Raw genomic sequence first — 21,056 nt, 5'->3', positions numbered from 1 at the left:
CATGACCTTCGCCACCCGCGCTTTCTCGTTCGCCCCGCTGCGCCGCCGCGCGCGCGGCCTCGTCGTGCCGGCCCTGCTGATCGCCGCGTGGCAAGCTGCCTCGTCCGGCGACGCGGCCCACCAATACGCATTCGTGCCGCTGCAGCAGGTCGGCGCGGCGCTCGTCGAACTCGCCCGCAGCGGCGAACTCGCAACCGATCTCGGCGCGAGCCTGCGCCGCACGACGCTCGGGCTCGGGTTCGGCGTCGCGGCTGGGCTCGGGTTCGGCGCGGTACTGGCGCGTTCGCCGCTCGCGCGCAAGCTCGCCGAACCGGCGTTCCAGGCGTTGCGCTACGTGCCGCTGCTCGGGCTGATTCCGCTGCTGAGCCTGTGGGCCGGCACCGGCGAATTCGCCAAGGTGTTCATCATCGCGCTCGCCGCGTTCTACCCGATGACCACCGCCAGCTTCGACGGGCTGCGCCGCGTCGATCCACGTTATGTCGAACTCGCGCAGTCGTATCGGCTGACGCGCGTCGGCCTGTGGCGCGACGTGCTGATACCGGGCGCATTGCCCGACCTGTTCGCGGGCGTGCTGCAGGCCGTGCCGTTCGCGTGGATCACCGCGACCAGCAGCGAGTTGCTGTTCAACACGGGGGCCGGTATCGGCAGCCTGATGCAGAATGCCCAGGCAGGCGCCCGCGCCGACGTGCTGCTCGTGTGCGTATTGGGCGTGACGGCGCTGGCCGTCGGGATGAGCGCGCTATGCGAGCGGATCGCGCGGCGCGCGCTGCGCTGGCGGGATCACGCCTGACGGCGCAGCCGCGCGTCGGCGTCGCCCGTGTCGCGCGGCTTCAGGATACCGAGCTGCGCGAGCCGCGCTCGCACGATGTTGCGCGACTGGTCGAGCAGGCGCGACATGCGCAGCTGGTTGTGATCGCTGTAGTCGAACACGCTGCGGTAGACGGTGTCCTCGATGTGCTGCCAAAGCGCCGGCGTGCCCAGATCCAGCAATTCGATCACCGCATGACGCAGCGCCTCGGTCGCTTCGGCGACGTCGCGTGCGCGGCGCGGCGGTGCGGCGGCCGCACCCGGCGCGCCGGCCGTGTCGGGCGCGAGCGACAGCGCCGAGAACTGCAGGTCGCCGACGTCGATCGCCCCGCCCGCGCAGATCAGCACCGCGTGGTGGATCACGTTCTCCAGCTCGCGGATGTTGCCGGGCCACGCATGCGCATGCAGTCGGGCGCGTGCGGCGTCGGTCAGCGTCGGCGCGGCCACGCGCAGCCGCTTCGCATAGGTGTCGATGAAATGCTCGATCAGCGGCGCGATGTCGCCGGGCCGCTCGCGCAGCGGCAGCAGGCTCAGCTTCACGACGTTGAGCCGGTAGTACAGGTCCTCGCGGAAATTGCCCGCGCGCACCGCCGCCTCGAGATTCACGTTGGTCGCCGCGACCAGCCGCACGTCGATCTTCACGGTCTTGCGCGAGCCGACCGGCGTCACCTCGCGCTCCTGCAGCACGCGCAGCAGTTTGACCTGCGCGGACAGCGGCAGGTCGCCCACCTCGTCGAGAAAGAGCGTGCCGCGATTCGCGGATTCGAACCAGCCGGGCTGGGCATTGATCGCGCCGGTGAACGCGCCGCGCTCGTGGCCGAACAGCTCGCTTTCGATCAGCGTCTCGGAAAATGCGCCGCAGTTGACCGCGACGAACGGGCCGTCATGGCGCTCGCTCAGCGAATGCACGAGGCGCGCGATCAGCTCCTTGCCGGTGCCGCTCTCGCCGGTGACGAGCACCGTCGCATCGCTCGGTGCGACGAGCTGGATGCGTTCGAGCAGCACCCGCGATTTGGGATCGTCGAACGTCAGTGCCTTCGCGCGGATCGTGATCGCGTGCGAAGTCGGGTCCGGCAAGCTGAAGATGGCCATGGCACGACCGGCGTGATGAACGGGGAAGGTTCGACGATAGCAAGGCGCACGCCGGCCACGAACCAATTCATCGAGCTATCGGTATGACGGCGGCCGGATTGCGTCGGCCGCCGTGCGGCGTCAGGCAAGACCGGTCATCTTCCACTGCTGTTCGAGCGCGCCCGGCCCGAAGTCGAGCGAGCCGCCGAGCGGTTCCGCGAGCGCCTGGAAATACGCGGCTTCCTCGAGGATCAGGATGTACTTCGATACGTCGAGGATCGACTTGCCCCAGAACGTCGCGCCGCCGTTTGCCTCGATGATTGCCGGCACGTCGGGATCGCGCCGGATCGTATCGACGATGAAGCGCGGCTCGCCCGGGCGACGATCGACGTAGACCGGAATCTCGCGAGCCCGCGTGTAGCGCGCGGCCGGCGCATAACGGATCGGCAGCGGGCGATGCGCGCTCGCCCACGCACCGAGATACGGGCCATGCACGTGTATCACGACGTCCACTTCAGGCGCCTCGCGGAACACGCCCGCGTAACGCGGGCCGTTGCCGCCCGCGCGCGCGTCGCCGTGCAGCACGTCGCCGTCGAGCGTCACGACGACGGGTTGAATGTCCTGTGACGCGGCCCACGGGCTCGGCGCAGACAGCGCGACGACGAGCTCCGTGCCCGGCACGCGCTGGAACGCCTGGAACGTGTTGGTCGCGGACAGCGTGCGCGTTTCCTTCAGCACGCGCGCGGCCTGCGTGAACTCGCGCGTGGCGCGCTCGACGAATGCCACGAGTTCGCCGCTGTCGATGGCTTGGGTGACGGACATGAGAACGGTTTCCTTGATCGGATGGACGGAGGGACTCGCGTCGCGACACCGCGACGCACGGCCACCGGATCAGCAGCAATCGTGCCAACCCGGCGAGCGCGCTGCGCGGGCCGGCCGGCGTGGCGCTCGCGCGATGCCCGACCCGCGCGATGCTATCCGCGAGCGTGCGCCTGTTGCCGGAGCAACACTGTACCGGCCGCGATTGCTGCGCGACGCGCAGCGCGTGCACGTGCACCATCCGCGTGGTGCCGACCGGTTGCCCGCCGCACCGCGCGTGGCGTGCGCAACGAACGTGCTGGTTCGAAACTTGCGTCGTGGTCGGCCCGCACCGGCCTTGCACGGTGCATCCGATCTCATCCACCTTCATCCGACCATGACGCTCCTTCCCCTGCGCGGTGTTGCCGCGCGCGCGCTGCTCATCTCGGCACTCGCCGTGCCTTCCGTCGTTTCGCTCGCGGCCTCGCCCGGCCATGTTCCCGTGCCCGATCCGCTGCAGGGCGACGGCCGCGTGTCCGCGTTCTACACGTGGGACCGCGACATCCCGGCCACGCCCGGCGCGCTGCTGCGCTCCGAACCACTGCCGGCCACGCTCGGGCTCGCGGGCGCCGCGCGGCAGTTGCGCATCTTGTATGCATCGACCGACGGCGTCGGCGGCCGGACGCCGATCGCGGTGTCGGGCGCGCTGTTCGTGCCGCGCGGCACACCACCGGCCGGCGGCTGGCCGATCGTCGCATGGGCGCACGGCACGTTCGGGATGGCCGATATCTGCGCGCCGTCGTGGTTCGGCCGCTCGTATCGCGACGTGCGCTACCTGAACGCATGGCTTCAGCAAGGGTTCGCGGTGGTCGCGACCGACTACCAGGGCCTCGGCACGCCCGGCCCGAATCCGCAGCTCAACAACCGCTCGAACAGCTACACGCTGCTCGACAGCGTGCGTGCGGTGCTCGGCGGCGTGCCGGGCCTCGCGAACGAAGTCGTGCTCGTCGGCCAGTCGCAAGGCGGCTCGGCCGTCATCGCGGCGGCCGGCTACGCGCCCGTCTACGCGCCGGAACTGGCGATCCGCGCGACCGTCGCGACCGGGACGATCTACAACGCGTCGCGTGCCACGCTCGCATCGTTGTCGCCGTTCAAGACGGCCTACCGGCGCGATCCCGACCGCGTCGACCCGACGCTTGCGTACCAGTTCTACTCGGTGTTGTCGGCGCAGCAGATCGATCCGTCACTGCGCGCCGACGAAGTGTTGACCGACCGCGCGCTGCCGATTCTCGAGCAATCGCGCATCGGCTGCCTCGCGTCGCTCGAGGACGACGCGGCGCTCGCGCATCTCACGCACGCGAATACGGTCAAGCCGGGCGGCGATGCGCGGCTGAAAGCATGGTGGGACGACTACCTGAAATATCCGACACTGAAGCTCGCCACCCCCGTCTTCATCGGCGCGGGCGCGGACGACGGGCTGGCGCCGCTCGAACTCGCGCTGGCGAAGGACGCGTGCGCGGCGGGCACGACGGTCGAGGCACACCTGTACGCGGGCCGCGAACACAACGGCACCGTGAACGTGTCGCTCGCCGATTCGATTCCGTTCGTGAAGCGCGTGCTCGCCGGCGAGACGATCCACCCGATTTGCTCGCCGGTCGCCCAGCAGTCCGCGTCGCAATAGCCGGCTCCCTGCGCTTTGCACGACGACGCGAATGCTTGTGCAAATCCGTTATTGGATCGCGCCGCTGCCCGTTTTTATACTCGTCAGCACGCTCTGTTGAAGAGTGCCAGCCAATTCCGACAGATCAGCACAGGACGAAAAGATGAGCCTACGCCCCTTGCACGACCGCGTGATCGTGAAGCGACTCGACCAGGAAACCACCACCGCGTCGGGCATCGTGATCCCCGACAGCGCCGCCGAAAAACCCGACCAGGGCGAAGTGATCGCCGTTGGCCCCGGCCGGAAGGATGCCGACGGCCAGCGCATCGTGCCCGACCTGCAGATCGGCGAGCGCGTGCTGTTCGGCAAGTACGCGGGCCAGGCCGTCAAAGTGGACGGCAACGAGTTTCTCGTGCTGCGCGAGGAAGACATCGTCGCGGTCGTCAATCAATAACGGAGCGCAATCATGGCAGCCAAGGAAATCATTTTCAGCGACGTCGCACGGGCAAGACTGACCGAAGGCGTGAACATCCTCGCGAACGCGGTGAAGGTGACGCTCGGGCCGAAGGGCCGCAACGTCGTGCTCGAACGCAGCTTCGGCGCGCCCGTCGTCACGAAGGACGGCGTGTCGGTCGCGAAGGAAATCGAACTCGCGGACAAGCTGCAGAACATCGGCGCGCAGCTCGTGAAGGAAGTCGCGTCGCGCACCAGCGATGCAGCCGGCGACGGCACGACGACGGCCACGGTGCTCGCGCAGGCGATCGTCCGTGAAGGCCAGAAATACGTGGCGGCCGGGCTCAACCCGCTCGACCTGAAGCGCGGCATCGACAAGGCCGTCGCGGCGGCCGTCGACGAGCTGAAGAAGATCAGCAAGCCGACCACCACGAGCAAGGAAATCGCACAGGTCGCGACGATCTCCGCGAACGGCGAGGAATCGATCGGCCAGCGCATCGCCGAGGCGATCGACCGCGTCGGCAAGGAAGGCGTGATCACCGTCGAGGACGGCAAGTCGCTCGCCGACGAGCTCGACGTCGTCGAAGGGCTGCAGTTCGACCGCGGCTACCTGTCGCCGTATTTCATCAACAATCCCGACAAGCAGATCGCCGAGATCGAAAGCCCGTACATCCTGCTGCACGACAAGAAGATCTCGAACATCCGCGATCTGCTGCCGGTGCTCGAACAGGTCGCGAAGTCGGGCCGGCCGCTGCTGATCATCGCGGAAGACGTCGAAGGCGAAGCGCTCGCGACGCTCGTCGTCAACAACATCCGCGGGATCCTGAAGACGGTCGCGGTCAAGGCGCCGGGCTTCGGCGATCGCCGCAAGGCGCTGCTCGAGGACATCGCGATCCTCACCGGCGGGCAGGTGATCGCGGAGGAAACGGGCCTGACGCTCGAGAAGGCGACGCTCGCCGAGCTCGGCCAGGCGAAGCGCATCGAGGTCGGCAAGGAAAACACGACCGTGATCGACGGCGCGGGCGATGCGAAGAACATCGAGGCGCGCGTGAAGCAGATCCGCGTGCAGATCGACGAGGCGACGTCCGATTACGACCGTGAAAAGCTGCAGGAGCGCGTGGCCAAGCTGGCCGGCGGTGTTGCCGTGATCAAGGTCGGCGGTGCGACCGAAATCGAGGTGAAGGAGAAGAAGGACCGCGTCGACGACGCGCTGCACGCGACGCGCGCGGCCGTCGAGGAAGGCATCGTGCCGGGCGGCGGCGTCGCGCTGATCCGCGTGCGGCAGGCGATCCGCGAACTGAAAGGCGTGAACGCCGACCAGGATGCGGGCATCAAGATCGTGCTGCGCGCGCTCGAGGAACCGCTGCGCCAGATCGTCACGAACGCGGGCGAGGAAGCGAGCATCGTCGTCGCGAAGGTCGCGGAAGGCACGGGCAACTTCGGGTACAACGCGCAGACGGGCGAGTACGGCGATCTCGTCGAATCGGGCGTGCTCGATCCGACCAAGGTCACGCGCACGGCGCTGCAAAACGCGGCGTCGGTGGCCGGGCTGCTGCTGACGACCGATGCGACCGTGTTCGAAGCGCCGAAGGATGCGGCGCCGGCTGCCGCACCGGGCGGTCCGGGTGCGGGCGGGCCGGGCTTCGATTTCTGACGACGGGCCGTGCGCGCCGGTTCACCGGCGCGCGCAGCCGGGCAGGACGCGTAACGCGTGGCGACGCAAGTCGTCACGCGTTGTTGCATGGAAGCGGCAAAATGCGGTGGCCGGCAGGTCGAACCGGGCACCGACACACCGCTCTCACGCCTTTACGACCTTTTTACTTGCGCCGGCGAATACGTTCACTAGAATGGGTTCGCCATCCACCACCGAGCACGCGACATGCGCCTCCGAAGTCCTCGTCCTCCGAGTTGCTTTTCTGCCTGACAGGCAGGACGCCTGTGCCTCCCTCCCGAGCCATCGTCCTGCCGCCTGGCGGACGGTGCGCGCCGTAGTCCTCTCCGTGCACGCCTGAACACGACGTCGATGCGATCACCGCGCATCGGGAATGCATGCGCTCGAGCGTGTGCGCGGCACATCCTGTGCAACGAAGCGTCATCGATCCGCCGGTCCAGCTCATTTACTGCGCATACCTGAATTTTATTCAGAGAAATTTCCGTTACCGGAGCCCGGTCATGTTCGAGATCGACAAGCAGTACACACGCGAATTCATCCACACCGCCTGCGGCGGCAGCAAGCAGGGTTTCCTGCCGACGAAGAACGGCAAGGTCGTGGCCGCCTGCCTTCGCGCGGACCTCAATCCGCACGCGCCCGACGTGATCCTTTGCGACGGCAGCGCGTCCGCGCGCTCGGCCGGCAGGACGCTCGCCGCGCAACGCGATGCGATTCCGGTGTTCATCAAGACGGCAACCGATGCCTACCGCTTCGTCGGCCGGTACGTCGTCAGCGAATCGCTCACGGCGCCGCTCGACTGCGCGCCTTACGTGCGCAACAGCGGCTTCACCGCCGCGCAGATCTCGCGCGTGCTCAAGCTCGAGCGCAGCTGACACGCTTGCGCGGCGCATCGCGCGCCGCGTCCCGCTCGTCTTTCATACAGGAGCAATCATGCTGGGCCTGACGTTCTGGAAACACGTGATCGGCGCGCGGACCGATGCAATCCGCGACAGCAGGACAACGGCGCACGACCGGCATCGCCGGGTATCGAGAACGCTCGTGCTGACCAGCGCCGCCGTGGCGTTCGCGGCGATCGCGTTCGGCGCGCCGGTCGTCGGCATTTCGGTCTTCCTGCTGACCACGCTGCCGTTCGTTTTGTCGGGTACGTGAGCCAGTCCGTAGCGGGCCCGGTTCCATCGTCGGTCGATATGAAATTTTAATACCGGCCCCCCTGTCTCTGACACTGTCTTTATGCGGCTTTGTCTAGGATTTCCCTGTCATCCCGACACGGAGCAATCCGCATGCAAACGCAGCAGGCCGCCGTGGGCGGCCAACCCGACCTTCCCCGCCGACGCGGCGACACGCCGTCCGCAGCTCGGCTCGCCGACGCCTGCCCGGTGGACAACATCCTGCTCGACGTCCCGGCCGAAAGCGCGACCCAGTTGTTCGACCTCGTCGCGCGCCATATCGCGCGCAGCAGCGGCGTATCCGCCGAACGGATCCGGACCGAACTCGCCAGGCGCGAGCAGCTCGGCTCGACCGGTCTGGGCCAGGGCGTCGCGATTCCGCACGCGCGGGTCGACGGGCTCGACTCGGCGGTCGCGCTGTTCGTCCGCGCGCTCTATCCGTTCGCGTTCAACGCGCCGGACCGCAAGCCCGTGCGCGAATTCATCGTGCTGGTCCTGCCGCGGGCGGACGACCGCACGCACCTCGAACTGCTCGCCGACGCGGCACGGTGTTTCAGCGAACGCGCGTTCCGGCACGCGTCGCGCGATGCGCGAACGCCCGGCGAGCTTCACCTGCTGATGCAACGCACACACTGACGCCGCGTCGAACGGCGACAGGCACCTCCCTCCATTCATTCGGACTCCCATGTTCCCAGACCCTGAAAGTCCCACGCTCATGTCGCGACGCGCAGCCGGCCTGGCTCACTCGCTGCCGTTCATGCAGGCGCTGCACGGGCAGACCGTCGTCATCGTCGATGGCGGCGCCGCGAGCGATGCACGCACCCGTGCGGCCTTCGCACAGGATGTCGCGCTGCTTGCGCTCACCGGCGTTCGTCCGGTCGTCGTCCAGGGCGGGCCGGCCGCGGCCGATACGCAATCGGTCGAGGCCGCGCATGCCGCGATGACCGGCGTCAATCACGAACTGGTGCGCCTGATCGGCGGTCACGGTGCTAGGGCGATCGGCATCGACGGTCACGACGGCGGCCTGCTGGTCGCCCGCGCGGCACCCGACCGCACGCAGGCAAGCGCGGTCGCACGGTTCGACGTCGCCGCGTTGAACGCCTTCCTGGAAAACGGACTCGTGCCCGTCGTGATGCCGGTCGCACCGGACGACGCGGGCCACGCGCACGTGCTGCGCCCGGAACGGCTCGGCAGCCTGTTCGCGCAATGCACCGGTGCCGTCACGCTGGTGATGATGGTCGACGGGGCATGGCTGCGCGAACTCGGCGAGCTCGCCGGGCTGTACGGCATCACGGAACTCGAACAATGGCTCGCCGAGCATCCGGCCGCCGATGCGGCGCCCTGCGTGCGGGACGCGCTCGATGCGCTCGCGCACGGCGTGCAGAACGTCCACCTCGCCGATATCGGGCAACCCGAATCGCTGATCGACGAACTGCTGACGGAGGAAGGATCGGGTGTGGTGTTCTGCCGGCGCGGCAACACCGACCTGCTGTCGGAAACCCGCCGATACTTCGCCGATTCGGCGTGCGTGCTGCGTGACGGGTTCAGCGTGGAGAAGAAGCCGGTCGTACGATTCTGACCGCGCAACGGGAAAACGCCTGCGGCGACCCGCAAGGGCCGCCGCAGGCGGGCAACAACGACATCACCGTCAACGGCGCGTCGCCAGCCGCTTCACGACACGCACCAGCGCATCGACCTCGTCGCACGTGTTGTAGAACGCGAGCGACGGCCGCACCGTGGCCTCGAGCCCGAAGCGCCGCAGGATCGGCTGCGCGCAGTGATGCCCGGAGCGCACCGCGATGCCCTCTTCGTTCAGCGCCTGCCCGACTTCCTCGGTTTCATAGCCCTTCAGCACGAACGACAGCACGCTCGCCTTGTCGCGCGCGGTGCCGACGAGCCGCACGCCCGGTACCGGCGCGAGCACGCTCGTCGCATACGCCAGCAGGTCGTGCTCGTAGCGAGCGATGTTCTCGATACCGATGCGGTTCACGTAATCGAGCGCGGCGCCGAGCCCCACCGCATCCGCGATGTTGCCGGTGCCGGCTTCGAACCGGTTCGGCGGCGGCTGGAACACCGTGCGCTCGAACGTCACGTCCGCGATCATGTTGCCGCCGCCCTGCCAGGGCGGCATGTCGTCGAGGATCGCGCGCTTGCCGTACACGACGCCGATCCCGGTCGGCCCGTAGATCTTGTGCCCGGAGAACACGAAGAAATCCGCATCGAGCGCCTGCACGTCGACGCGCATGTGCGAGATCGACTGCGCGCCGTCGACGAGCGCCTTCGCACCCGCGCGATGCGCAAGCTCGACGATCTCCTTCACCGGCACGACCGTGCCGAGCGCATTCGACACCTGCGTGACCGACACGATCTTCGTGCGGTCGTTGAGCAGCTTCCGGTATTCGTCGAGCAGCACCTGCCCCGAATCGTCGACCGGAATCACGCGCAGCTTCGCACCCTTGAGCGCGGCAAGCTGCTGCCACGGCACGATGTTCGCGTGATGCTCGAGATTCGACACGATGATCTCGTCGCCCTCGCCGACGTTCTGCACGCCCCACGACTTCGCGATCAGGTTGATCGCCTCGGTCGTGCCGCGCACGAACACGATCTCGTCCGACGACGACGCGCCGATGAAGCGCCGCACCGTTTCCCGCGCATGCTCGTACGCATCCGTCGCGCGGCCCGCCAGGGCATGCGCCGCGCGGTGAATGTTCGAGTTCTCGTGTGCGTAGAAATACGCGAGCCGGTCGATCACGGCCTGCGGCTTGTGCGTCGTCGCCGCGTTGTCGAACCAGACGAGCTGCTTGCCGTTCACGCGCTCCTGCAGGATCGGGAAATCGCGGCGGATCGCGTTCACGTCGAACGGCGGGTGCGCGCCGCGATACAACTTACCTTGCGGCTCGGCGGCATGCGTATCGTCGACGAAGTAGCGCGGCACGTCGGCGCCCGATGCACGCGACACCGGCACGTCGCGATGCACGGCGAGCAGTTCGCGCAGAGCGTCGTCGCCCGGCAGCCCGAACGCTTCCGGCGACGCGAGGCCGTTCGACGGCACGACGATGTCCTGCGGCGTCCGCTGCCAGCCCTGCAGCGAACCGTCGGTGAAGTAGTACGGCGACGCCTTCGCCGCGCCTTCCGGCGCCGGCGCATTCACCTGCGGCACGCCGAGCGCCGCGCCGCCGACGCGCGGTTCGAGCGCGGGCGCGATCGACACGGCGTTGTCGGGCAGCCCGTTCTGCGCGGCCGCATGCGGCGCGAGCGCCGGCACGCGGTTGCCGAGCGACAGCACGTGCGTCGGCGCGGACGGCGCGAGGTTCGCGCCGGGCACCTTGCCCTGCGGCAGCGCGAGCCCCGGCACGCCGGTGCCGGCCCCGCCCGGGCCCGCGAGCGGCGAGCCGCCGGGCACCGGATTGCTGACCGACGCGAGGATCGGCGCGGCCGCCGGCAACGCCGACGGCACGCCGCCGACCGCGCCGCTGCCGGCCGACAGCTCGGGCGCGGTGGCCTGCCCGGGCGGCGTCGCGAAGAACTCGGACGCGAGCCGCGCGAGCGTCGCCGGGTCGGGCAACCCCGCCGGCAGCGGCGCGTGCGGCAGCGCGTGCGCGTCGCCGCCGGCCAGGCCGGGATTAACGGTAGGTGTCGGGATAGTCATGGAACTTGCCGATTTCGACGTCATCGAGGACAGCCAGCGCATCCGGCGAATGGACCGCGAGCGAGCAATACAGCGAGATCAGGTACGACGCGATCGCCTGGTTGTTGATCCCCATGAAGCGCACCGACAGGCCCGGCCCCTGCTCGCCCGCGACACCCGGCTGATACAGGCCGACGACGCCCTGGCGCTTGTCGCCGACGCGCAGCAGCAGGATCTTGGTCTTGCCGTCCGCGACCGGCACCTTGTCCGACGGAATCAGCGGAATGCCGCGCCACGTGAGGAACTGCGAGCCGAACAGGCTGACCGTCGGCGGCGGCACGCCGCGCCGCGTGCATTCGCGGCCGAACGCGGCGATCGCGAGCGGGTGCGTGAGGAAGAAGGCCGGCTCCTTCCACACCTTCGTCAGCAGTTCGTCGAGGTCGTCCGGCGTCGGCGCGCCCGTCAGCGGGAAAATCCGCTGTTCGTCGGTCACGTTCGCGAGCAGCCCGTAGTCCGGGTTGTTGATCAGCTGGCTTTCCTGCAGTTCCTTGATCGTCTCGATCGTCAGGCGCAGCTGTTCCTTGATCTGATCGTGAGGACTGCTGTAGAGATCGGAGATCCGCGTATGCACGTCGAGCACCGTGCTGACCGCGTTCAGGAAGTATTCGCGCGGCTGTTCCTCGTACGGCACGAAGGTCTGCGGCAGCACGCTTTCGTCCTCGAGCTGCGTGCACGCGGCGCGCACGGCTTCCGGGTTCTTCACCTGGTTCAGCCGGTAGATGCCGGCCTCGACCGGCACCCATTGCAGCAGATGGGTCAGCCAGCGCGGCGTGATCGTGGAAAGCTGGGGGACGGTCTTGGTAGCGTTCGCTAGTTGGCGGGCGGCGTGATCGCTCAGCGCAGCCGCGCCGCTTGCAACGGTCGACATGTGTGGCTCCGGGTTCTTAAGATGAAAAACGGGATTGCTTATGACGCTGGGTGATTATCGGAAGCACGCCCCTGCCGGCTCAACATGCTATAGCCGTCAGGTCCCGTACAACCGAAAGGGAAACGAAATAAGGCAGCCTCAGGTGACGTACGCGCCCGGCAGCAGCGCGGAGATCGACACGTCGAATGCGCGCGCGATCTTGTCGGCGGTGACGATCGACGCGATCGCCTCGCCACGCTCGATCTCGCCGACGTACGAGCGGTTCAGCCCCGCATGCTCGGCCAGTTGCTCCTGCGACCACGTGCGCGCCTCGCGCAGCTTGCGCACGTTGGCGCCGAAGTGATGGATGAGGTCGCTCATCGCGCCTCCTAGGCGACGCGCGCCGCCGCGCGCGGCGCGGCGTTCGCTTCGCTGCGCAGCACGGCCTGCGTGACGTTTTCGCCGGGCGGCACGTCCTGCGTGAGCCACACGTTGCCGCCGATCACCGCGCCGCGTCCGATCGTCACGCGGCCGAGGATCGTCGCACCGGCATAGATCACGACGTCGTCCTCGACGATCGGATGGCGCGCGAGCCCTTTCTCCAGATGGCCGTCCGCATCGCGCGGGAAGCGCTTCGCGCCGAGCGTGACGGCCTGGTACACGCGCACGCGCTCGCCGATGATCGCCGTCTCGCCGATCACGACGCCCGTGCCGTGGTCGATGAAGAAGCCCGCGCCGATGCGCGCGCCCGGATGAATGTCGATGCCCGTTTCCGCATGCGCCTGCTCGGCGATGATCCGCGCGAGCAGCGGCAGGCCGAGCCCGTACAGCTCGTGCGCGAGCCGGTGATGGATCATCGCGAGGATGCCCGGATAGCACAGCAGCACCTCGTCGACGCTGCCGGCCGCCGGATCGCCGTGAAAGGCCGCCAGCACGTCGCTGTCGAGCAGCCGGCGGATCTCGGGCAACCGCGCGGCAAAGGCCTGCACGGCTTGGGACGCGACCGCGTCGATGTTGTCGGGCGGCGCCCCGTCGGTATGACGGTGACGCGCCGCGTAGCGCAATTCGAGCGTCACTTGCGCGAGTAGCGCATTGAGCGCCGCGTCGAGCGCATGGGCCACGTGGAAGTTCTCGCTCTCCTGCCGCAGGTCGGGCGGCCCGAGCCGCATCGGGAACAGCACGCCCTTCAGCGCGCCGATGATCTGCGCGAGCGCCTCGCGCGCCGGCAGGTCGCGCCCGCCGGGTTCGAGCGAGCGCCGCTGCTTCTCGCGCCATGCGCGGCGCACCGTCTGCAGCGATTGAACGATGTCGTCGATGTCGAATGCGGCCATGCTGCCTTCTCCCCGTAACGGCCGTGAATCAGTCCTGCGCCCACGGCAGGCCGCGGAAGCGCCAACCGTTCTGGCTACCGCGCTGCTGCCGCTCGTCGAGGTCGCCCTCGAACCCTTCGAGCACATTGAACACCTGTGTGAAACCGCCCTTCGCCGCGGCCTCGGCCGCCTGGGCCGAGCGGTTGCCGCTGCGGCACAACAACAGCACGACGGCGTCCTTGCCGGTCTTCGCTTCCAGTTCGCGCACGAAGCGCGGGTTGCGCGTCAGGCTCGTGCCGGTCGCCCACGGCACGTGCAGCGATTCCGGCACGTGACCGACGAATTTCCGTTCTTCCGCCGTGCGCACGTCCACCAGCAATGCGTCGCCTGCCGAGAACAGCGCCCACGCGGTTTGCGGCGACACGCCGCCCGCATAGGACTTGCCAGCCGCCGCGGCCGCCGTGCGCGCGTCTTCGAGCGCCTGTTGCGCAGCGGTTCGTTCTTCCAGTTCAACCGTCATGACACTTCCTTGTTTTCGCTGATTCGTATGAACAAAAACACCGGGAATTCGGCCGTCGCAGCTTGCGTGCTGTCTATAGCCGTCAGCACCACTATGCGAGGGCCGCCGGGGAAGCAGAACCAATAAAAATTCATTTCCTAATCAGCGCCGCGGGGAATGCAATAGCAGACGCGCGCTATGCGTGCGCGGTCGCTGGCGGGCAGGAAAGGCAGGACGACGACCGTTCGATGTCAGCCATCGAAGGAAATTGAAAGGAGGCGGGAGGCGATCAGCGCGGCATGCGGCGCGCTGTCATGGATTCCAGAATGGCATGGGGGGCGCCATGCATCGACGAGGCCAGCGCACCTCGTCGACGCATGCGCCCGTCAGTGAAGTCAATCAGGCCACCGGATCGACCGGCGCGATCGGCGCACCGCGCGCTTCGATATCGCGCCCCGCGAGCAGGCACAGATCCTCGCGATGATGCGTGGCGACCACCTGCACGCCCACCGGCACGCCGTTCACGACCGACGTCGTGACGGCCAGCCCCGGCAGCCCCATCGCGGGCAGCGCGCGCAACGTGAGCTGCGCCTCCCACACGCGGTCGAAGCCGTCCGGCCCCTGCCTGTCGAGATCGTCCGGGAACGGCAGTTCCGACGACACCGGCAGCAGCAATACCGGGTACGCGTCCAGAAACAGCCGCCATTGCCGCGCCAGCGTCGTGCGGCGAACCAGCGCGCGGCCGATCACGTCGGCGGGCAAATCGCGCACCTTGCCGCGCACGGCCTCGATCACCGCGGCCGCGCCCGGATCGCCGTCCTGCCCGACCGCGTTCGCCAGCGCATCGAAGCCGTCGCCCAGCCAAAGCTGTTCCTGCAGCAGCGCGGCCTCGCGCAGCGGCGGGGTCTCGTCGATCTCGTCGACGCTCCAGCCCGCGTCGACCAGCCGGCGCGCGGCATCGCGCAACGCGGCCTCCACTTCGGGCACGACCGCCAGGCCGCGCGGCCGCACGCACAGCGCCGCACGCTTCGGCACCTCGCGCCCGTCGAACGGCGCCGCCACGCTCCACGGATCGCGCGGATCGGGTGCGGAGAACGCGCGCAGCGCGAGCGACAGGTCGTCGATCGTGCGCGCGATCGGCCCCGCCGCCGACATCAGTTGCGCGCCGATCGCACGCTCCGGCGACGACGCATTGAACGCCGGCACGCGGCCGAGCGACGGCCGGATTCCATGGACGCCGCACGCATAGGCCGGGTAACGCACCGAGCCGCCGATGTCGGTGCCGAGGGCAAGCGGGCCGATCCCGGCGGCCACCGCAGCCGCCGCGCCGCCGCTCGATCCGCCCGGCGTCAACGACGGATTGCGCGGATTGCGCGTGCGGCCATGCACGAGATTCGACGTGAACCAGCGCAGCGCGAACGTCGGCGAATTGGTGCGGCCCAGCAGAACCCCGCCGGCCTTCCGGATGTTGGCGACCACCGGGCTGTCGGCGTGCGCGATCAGGTGTTCCTGCAGGCGCGTCCCGTTGGTCGTCGCGAAATCGGCCTGGTCGATGTTGATCTTCACGGTGACGGGTACGCCCGCGAGCGGGCCCGGATCGTCGCCGCGCGCGATCGCGCGGTCGACGTCATCCGCCTGCCGCCGCACGTCGTCGGGGCGGTGTTCGACCACGGCGTTGATCGCCGGATTCACCGCATCGAGACGATCGAGCACGGCGTCGGCCACTTCACGCGCGGACACGTCGCGATGCCGCACGCGCTTCGCGAGTTCGGTTGCCGGCAGTTGCCAGAGTTCGGTCATGACTTCTCCTGATGGAAAGACATCACACACGCGCGCGGCGCCGCGCTTCCTCGCGAAAGCGCGGCACCGTGTTCACTCACTGCGCCGCCTGCTTCGCGCGTTCGGCCGCCGCAATGATCGCGTCGGCCACGGCCTTCGGCTGGCTCAGCATCGCGACGTGGCTGCCGTTCACGCGCGTGAGCGTCGCGCCAATCCGCTTCGCCATCGTTTCCTGCAGTGCCGGATCGATCATCCTGTCCTGCGTCGCGACGACGAACGTCGACGGCTTCGCATGCCACGCGGCCTGCGCGACCTTCTCCGAGATGCACCCGCCGTACCAGGGCCCCTGCGTCGCCGCGACGAGGCGCTGCTGCGCGGGCGGCAGGTCCGGCGCGAAATCCTGCGCGATCGCCTTGTCCGACAGCCGCGCGAAACCGCCCGCGTCCTGGCGCAGTTCGCCGGCCCACGACGGGGCCGGCAGCCCCTGCGTGACGTCGGCGATCGACTGGCCGTTGTCGGGCGCGAACGCCGCGACGTACACGAGCGACTTCACCTTGTCGTCGTTGCCCGCCTCGCTGATCACGACGCCGGCCCACGAATGGCCGACCAGCACGACCGGTCCCTTCTGCTCGTCGATCGTACGCTTCGTCGCGGCCGCATCGTCGGCAAGCGAACTCAGCGGATTCTGCACCGACACCACGTGCAGACCGCGCGCCTCGAGCAGCGGAATCACGCGGTTCCAGCTCGACCCGTCGGCGAACGCGCCGTGCACGAGCACGACGTTCGTGCCCTTCAGGTCTTCCTTCGGCGCGGCCTGCGCCGCGACCGCACCGGACAGTCCGCCGATCACCGCGGCGGACACCAGAACGCGTTTCATCAAACCGGCCATCGTCATGCTCCTTTCTCTGTCGTGTCGTTCAAATGAAGTGCTGCAACGAAGGCCGCGCCTGCTTGCGACAGGCGCGGCAGCGGGTCACGAATGCGCGTACAGGTCGTCGGCCGCGTTTTGCGCGGCACGCGATTGCACCGCGTCGCGATGGCCGGCAGACGTCGACGCATCGGCCACGTTGTCGCCTTGCGACTTCGACGGGCCGTTCTGGTCGGAACGCGCGACCTGCAGCGCGGCGATGACGTCTTCCGGGTAGTGCGGTTCGCTACGCGCCGGGTTGTAGCCGGCCTGTTCGAGGCGGACCAGGTCGGCGCGCACGTCGGCACGCGTGAGGCCGTGGCCGGTATCGGCGAACGACAACGCGGGAGCAACGGCGAGGACGGCGACAGCGAGGATTCGAGCGGCTTTCATGAGGGTTCTCCTTGACGGAAGTTGAGGTGTCGATCATTGGGCGCCCGGTGCGAACGTCTGGCACCGAACGTTTGCTGCATGTCGACAGTAGAACCCGCCCACGTATCCCGAATGTTTCCGGAACCGGTGCTTTCTGCATGCCAGTTTTTCCGGAATGGCCGCAGATACAGTGCGATACAAACCCGCTCGCCGATGCATGCCGCCACGCCACGCTCGCCACGCATCATGAAAAAAGGCGTGCCTCGCAAGGCACGCCTTTCCATCGAACGCACACCGCCGCGTCGCGTCAGGGCGCGAGTCGCGTGAACACATAATCGTGGTTCTTCACCCGCGCCTGGTGACACGCAAAGCACGTCTGATGCTGGCCGATATCCGCCGGCACGCCGTTGACGAAGCGCCCGAAGCCCCAGCCGCCCGTCGACGCATAACGACGCGCGTCCTTCACCATCACCTGCACGGTCGTCGCCTGGCCGGGTACCGTCGCCGGCGCGAACTCGTCGGACTGCCTGCGCTTGTACGCGAGCTTCACGAGGATCGTGCCGTCGGGAAACGGCAGCGTCGCCTGTTCGAGCGCGCGGATCGCGACCGGGTTGCCGAGCACCACGCGCAACTCGTCGAGCGGTGCGGCCTCTTCGGCCGGCGCGACCATTTCCCACCTCCGGTAGCCGGGCGGGATCGTCACGCCGTAGATCGGCGATGCCGCCGCCGGCTTCGGCTCCTCCGCGAACGCGGCCGGCCCGCCGGCCGACAGCGCCCCACCCAGCAGTACGCCCGCGACGAGCGCACGGCGCGCGCCGCGCCGCCACACCCTCACGCGTGCCCGCATCACAGATGCTCCACTTGCAGGATCGCATCGGCGAACGCCTGCGGCGCTTCCTGCGGCAGGTTGTGGCCGATGCCGCCGGAGATCGTCCGGTGCTGGTACTTGCCGGTGAACTTCTTCGCGTAGGCGGCCGGTTCCGGATGCGGTGCGCCGTTCGCGTCGCCTTCCATCGTGATCGTCGGCACCGTGATCGCCGGCCCGGCCGCCAGGCGCCGCTCGATGTCGTCGTACTGCGCCTCGCCCTTCGCCAGCCCGAGGCGCCAGCGATAGTTGTGGATCACGACGGCCACGTGATCGGGGTTCTGGAACGACGCGGCCGTGCGTGCATACGTCTCGTCGGAAAACTTCCACTTCGGCGACGCGAGTTGCCAGATCAGCTTGTTGAACGCGTCGCGATTCGCCGCATAACCGAGCTCGCCGCGCTCGGTCGTGAAATAGAACTGATACCACCACTGGAATTCGGCCTGCGGCGGCAGCGGCTTGCGGTTCGCCTCCTGGCTGCCGATCAGGTAGCCGCTCACCGACACGAGCGCCTTCACGCGCTGCGGCCACAGCGCCGCGATGATGTCGGCCGTGCGCGCGCCCCAGTCGTAGCCGCCGAATACCGCGCTGTCGATCTTCAACGCATCCATCAGCGCGACGATGTCGACGGCCGTCACGGCCTGCTGACCGTTGCGCACCGTGTCGGCCGAGCGGAACGTCGTCGAGCCGTAGCCGCGCAGGTACGGCACGATCACGCGATAGCCGGCCTTGACGAGCAGCGGCGCGACGTCCGCATAGCTGTAGATGTCGTACGGCCAGCCGTGCAGCAGGAACACGACGGGGCCGTTCCTCGGTCCGAGGTCCGCATATCCGACGTTGAGCACGCCCGCGTCGATCTGGTGGATCGTGCCCAGCGACGCGACGCCGGCCGGGCGCTTCGCAGCCGGTGCATCGGGCGCCGACTGCGCATGCGCGAGCGCGCTGAAGCCGAGGTCGGCCAGGCTCAGGCTCGCCAGCGTCGAGCCCAGGATCAGGCGGCGGCGGGTGTTCACGGTATCGGGCATGACTCGTTCTCCATTGTCGATCGCTAAGGAAGAGGCCCGCGGCACAGGCGGGCAATCAGGTGTCGCCGTTCGCAGCGGCGGCGCATGGCACCGCGCCGCCGTGTGAATCGCTTCACCGGTTTTATATCCGAACCCTCCGGAGGCTTTGTATCCCAACGTATCCGCGTGCGAACCCGACACACAGCGATTCAAAAATCGCGCGAGAAACGACGCTTTCGGGCGACCGCGCGGCACACGCGGCCACCGTGTGGCGGTACGTCAGAACAGTCTGGCGATCGCCGGCACGCTGAGCACCGCGACGTAGTAGCCCATGAACTGCACGCCCGTGTTGAACGCGAACAGGCGCGACAGCATCCCGCCGAACAGGCCGATCGTCACGATCACCGCCAGCCCCAGCAACTGCCCTTCCCACACGCCGATCACGACGATCAGCCCCGCGAAGGTCGCGATGATCGCTTCGTGACTCAGCTTGCGCGCGACGAACGATGCCGCGCGGTGCGCGTGGTGCATCGCGAGCGGATACGCGATCAGCGCGGCCAGCAGGATCGACAGCAGCCCGTAGCCGAGAAACTCGGGCCAGCTCATCAACGTATGCAGGTTGTGGATCTGCCCGCTCGCCGCGTCGACCGTGAAGCGCGGCGGCGCGTTGAACAGCGGCGCGGCCGGGCCGGCCGCCACCGGGCTCAGCGGCAGCCCGAACGCGATCAGCGGAATCAGCGCCTCGGCGATGTAGGTCGCCTCCGTCACGCCGTTGCGCGCGGCGATCACCGTCGTCAGCCGCTGGTACGCATGACGCACGCGCGCGCCGACGACCTCGCCCATCAGCACCGTCATCGCGACCGGGCTGAACACGAACGTCGCGCTCGATACCGCGGCCGTGCCGACCGTCCACGCGACCTGCTCGCGGTCGAGCACCTTCAGCGGATTCGGGAAATAGCCGCGCCAGCTTTTCACGTCGGGCGCGAGCACGAACGTCGACGGCCCGTCGCGGCGCATGCGCCGCCGCTCGGCCGGCGACAGGATCGAGAACAGGTCGGCCACGAGCGGCCCGATCGCGATCCCGAGAAAGTAGCTGACGCTCAGCTTCACGCCGTAACGACCGGTCAGCGCCTGCAGCCCGACCACCAGCATCACGAACGGCACGAGCAGCAGCACCGACGCCCAGCGCCCCGCGGAAAAGTACGCGATGCCGATGGCCGCCGCGAGGAACACCCACGGCGCGGCCTTGGCGATCGCCGCGCCGAACGGCGCGAGCAGCGACGCGAACAGCACCGCGAGCGGCAGCGCGACGAACGCGGCGACGATCGCGCCGGAAATCATCTTGCGCAGCGCGATATGCGGCACGCCCAGCGCGCGCAACAGCGTCGCCTGCTGCAGCAGCGGCGCGGCCATCGTGTCGCCGGGAATGCCGAGCAGCGCGGTCGGGATCGAATGCGTGATGTGCTTGGCCACCGCGCCCGCGAGAAAGAACGTGAACACGCCGGCCGGCGGGACGCCGAGCAGTGCGACGAGCAACGTGAGCGGCGCGATCGTCGTCGTTTCGTCGGTGCCGGAGATCAGCCCGATGGCGGAGAACACGATCGCGCCGAGCAGCCCCATCGCGAACGCGGCCGGCAATGCATGCAGCAGCGCGTCCATCAGCGGCCTCCCGCGCGGGCGCGCCCGGACGACGCGTCGTACGACGCGAACAGGTCGAGCAGCCCGAGTTCCTCCATCTCGGCACGCGCGCTGGCCGACAGGTCGCTCGCCGAACCCAGGCCGCCCGACGCTTCGGCGAGCTGCCGCAATGCCGCGTCACGCTCGGCGCCGCCGGCCGCATGTTCGATCACCGTGCGCTTCGGCTTGAACAGCACCGCGCAGATCGTGCCGGCCAGCAGGCAGCCGCCGAGGCCGATCAGCATCGCGTAAGCGCGTGCGATCGCCACGTCGTGGACGAACGACGCGAGCACGACGCGGCCGATCTCGAACGCTCCGAGGCTGATCGCGATGCCGAGCAGCACCGACCACGCGAGATGTTTCGTCGCCACCGTGTCGCCCCATACCTCGACGAGCGTCGCGGCCGACGCATCGGCACCGGCCAACGGCCCGGCACGATGCGGCGCGCGTGCGAGCGCGCTTGAACCGGTCTGTTCCATGT

General features: G+C 68.6%; 22 protein-coding genes. 8 read left to right on the top strand and 14 right to left on the bottom strand.

The genetic code is table 11. From position 1 onward, the window contains the following. The first annotated feature begins 1 nt into the window (after window position 1). Window positions 2-790, top strand: a complete 789-nt coding sequence (locus tag HWX00_RS08430; RefSeq protein WP_049030693.1) for an ABC transporter permease — start codon at window positions 2-4, stop codon at window positions 788-790. Here HWX00_RS08430 and HWX00_RS08425 read toward each other — a convergent pair. Continuing rightward, window positions 781-1,899 carry a sigma-54 interaction domain-containing protein gene (locus tag HWX00_RS08425; RefSeq protein WP_059559743.1) on the bottom strand — a complete coding sequence of 373 codons (1,119 nt, stop codon included), beginning with the start codon at window positions 1,897-1,899 and terminating at the stop codon, window positions 781-783. The two genes, HWX00_RS08430 and HWX00_RS08425, sit on opposite strands and share 10 nt — an antisense overlap. 120 nt (window positions 1,900-2,019) lie before the next feature. Next, on the bottom strand, window positions 2,020-2,700 hold the full coding sequence (locus HWX00_RS08420) for a class II aldolase/adducin family protein (RefSeq protein WP_034188394.1): 681 nt from the start codon (window positions 2,698-2,700) through the stop codon (window positions 2,020-2,022). 373 nt (window positions 2,701-3,073) lie between these two features. On the opposite strand from HWX00_RS08420, the gene HWX00_RS08415 reads away from it, so the two are divergent. From HWX00_RS08415 to HWX00_RS08385, 7 genes are all read left to right on the top strand, one after another. Then, window positions 3,074-4,357 carry a lipase family protein gene (locus tag HWX00_RS08415; protein WP_175029265.1) on the top strand — a complete coding sequence of 428 codons (1,284 nt, stop codon included), beginning with the start codon at window positions 3,074-3,076 and terminating at the stop codon, window positions 4,355-4,357. Window positions 4,358-4,499: 142 nt separating this feature from the next. Then, the gene (locus HWX00_RS08410; RefSeq protein ID WP_034188396.1) at window positions 4,500-4,790 is read left to right on the top strand and encodes a co-chaperone GroES; all 291 of its coding nucleotides are present in this window, start codon (window positions 4,500-4,502) and stop codon (window positions 4,788-4,790) included. A 12-nt stretch (window positions 4,791-4,802) separates the two neighbouring features. After that, window positions 4,803-6,443, top strand: a complete 1,641-nt coding sequence (groL, locus tag HWX00_RS08405; RefSeq protein WP_175029264.1) for a chaperonin GroEL — start codon at window positions 4,803-4,805, stop codon at window positions 6,441-6,443. A 518-nt stretch (window positions 6,444-6,961) separates the two neighbouring features. Beyond that, window positions 6,962-7,333 (top strand): DUF6697 family protein, encoded by a 372-nt coding sequence (locus HWX00_RS08400; protein ID WP_059559752.1) that lies wholly within the window; start codon window positions 6,962-6,964, stop codon window positions 7,331-7,333. Between the two features lie 58 nt (window positions 7,334-7,391). Next, a complete protein-coding gene (locus HWX00_RS08395) occupies window positions 7,392-7,610 on the top strand; it encodes a hypothetical protein (RefSeq protein ID WP_226103875.1) in 219 nt (72 codons plus the stop codon). 131 nt (window positions 7,611-7,741) lie between these two features. Beyond that, the gene (locus tag HWX00_RS08390; RefSeq protein ID WP_059559755.1) at window positions 7,742-8,263 is read left to right on the top strand and encodes a PTS sugar transporter subunit IIA; all 522 of its coding nucleotides are present in this window, start codon (window positions 7,742-7,744) and stop codon (window positions 8,261-8,263) included. A gap of 49 nt (window positions 8,264-8,312) precedes the next feature. Next, entirely contained in the window at window positions 8,313-9,206 is an 894-nt protein-coding gene (locus tag HWX00_RS08385; RefSeq protein ID WP_175029263.1) for an amino acid kinase family protein, read from the top strand. A gap of 69 nt (window positions 9,207-9,275) precedes the next feature. Here HWX00_RS08385 and HWX00_RS08380 read toward each other — a convergent pair whose 3' ends face one another. The 12 genes from HWX00_RS08380 to HWX00_RS08325 form a co-directional block, all read right to left on the bottom strand. Continuing rightward, window positions 9,276-11,276: a family 2A encapsulin nanocompartment cargo protein cysteine desulfurase gene (locus tag HWX00_RS08380; RefSeq protein ID WP_175868102.1), complete on the bottom strand. Its 2,001-nt coding sequence runs from the start codon at window positions 11,274-11,276 to the stop codon at window positions 9,276-9,278. Then, entirely contained in the window at window positions 11,251-12,183 is a 933-nt protein-coding gene (locus HWX00_RS08375) for a family 2A encapsulin nanocompartment shell protein (protein ID WP_034188401.1), read from the bottom strand. Before HWX00_RS08375 ends, HWX00_RS08380 begins: the two co-directional genes overlap by 26 nt. Before the next feature lie 138 nt (window positions 12,184-12,321). After that, window positions 12,322-12,543: a helix-turn-helix domain-containing protein gene (locus HWX00_RS08370; protein ID WP_034188402.1), complete on the bottom strand. Its 222-nt coding sequence runs from the start codon at window positions 12,541-12,543 to the stop codon at window positions 12,322-12,324. Between the two features lie 8 nt (window positions 12,544-12,551). Next, window positions 12,552-13,493 (bottom strand): serine O-acetyltransferase EpsC, encoded by a 942-nt coding sequence (gene epsC / locus HWX00_RS08365; RefSeq protein ID WP_034188403.1) that lies wholly within the window; start codon window positions 13,491-13,493, stop codon window positions 12,552-12,554. Between the two features lie 28 nt (window positions 13,494-13,521). Next, entirely contained in the window at window positions 13,522-13,992 is a 471-nt protein-coding gene (locus HWX00_RS08360; RefSeq protein ID WP_049030959.1) for a rhodanese-like domain-containing protein, read from the bottom strand. A gap of 378 nt (window positions 13,993-14,370) precedes the next feature. Beyond that, window positions 14,371-15,771, bottom strand: coding sequence for an amidase family protein (locus HWX00_RS08355; protein ID WP_124670103.1), 1,401 nt, complete (start codon window positions 15,769-15,771; stop codon window positions 14,371-14,373). Between the two features lie 76 nt (window positions 15,772-15,847). Then, window positions 15,848-16,639 (bottom strand): alpha/beta fold hydrolase, encoded by a 792-nt coding sequence (locus HWX00_RS08350; RefSeq protein ID WP_034188599.1) that lies wholly within the window; start codon window positions 16,637-16,639, stop codon window positions 15,848-15,850. Between the two features lie 84 nt (window positions 16,640-16,723). Then, window positions 16,724-17,050, bottom strand: coding sequence for a DUF4148 domain-containing protein (locus HWX00_RS08345; protein ID WP_175027106.1), 327 nt, complete (start codon window positions 17,048-17,050; stop codon window positions 16,724-16,726). Window positions 17,051-17,336: 286 nt separating this feature from the next. Then, on the bottom strand, window positions 17,337-17,876 hold the full coding sequence (locus HWX00_RS08340) for a cytochrome P460 family protein (RefSeq protein WP_175027105.1): 540 nt from the start codon (window positions 17,874-17,876) through the stop codon (window positions 17,337-17,339). Further along, complete coding sequence (locus HWX00_RS08335; RefSeq protein ID WP_124670105.1) at window positions 17,876-18,919, bottom strand: alpha/beta fold hydrolase; 1,044 nt, start codon at window positions 18,917-18,919, stop codon at window positions 17,876-17,878. Before HWX00_RS08335 ends, HWX00_RS08340 begins: the two co-directional genes overlap by 1 nt. Before the next feature lie 258 nt (window positions 18,920-19,177). Beyond that, complete coding sequence (locus tag HWX00_RS08330; protein ID WP_069704472.1) at window positions 19,178-20,557, bottom strand: tripartite tricarboxylate transporter permease; 1,380 nt, start codon at window positions 20,555-20,557, stop codon at window positions 19,178-19,180. Further along, window positions 20,557-21,054, bottom strand: a complete 498-nt coding sequence (locus tag HWX00_RS08325; protein WP_034188410.1) for a hypothetical protein — start codon at window positions 21,052-21,054, stop codon at window positions 20,557-20,559. The genes HWX00_RS08330 and HWX00_RS08325 overlap by 1 nt, the downstream gene beginning before the upstream one ends. Between the last annotated feature and the right edge of the window lie 2 nt (window positions 21,055-21,056).

This window comes from Burkholderia seminalis DSM 23518 (genome assembly GCF_902832885.1).
GTDB classification, from domain to species: Bacteria; Pseudomonadota; Gammaproteobacteria; order Burkholderiales; family Burkholderiaceae; genus Burkholderia; species Burkholderia seminalis.
Note: the sequence above shows the minus strand (reverse complement) of the source record. Positions and strands in the feature narration are given on the sequence as shown.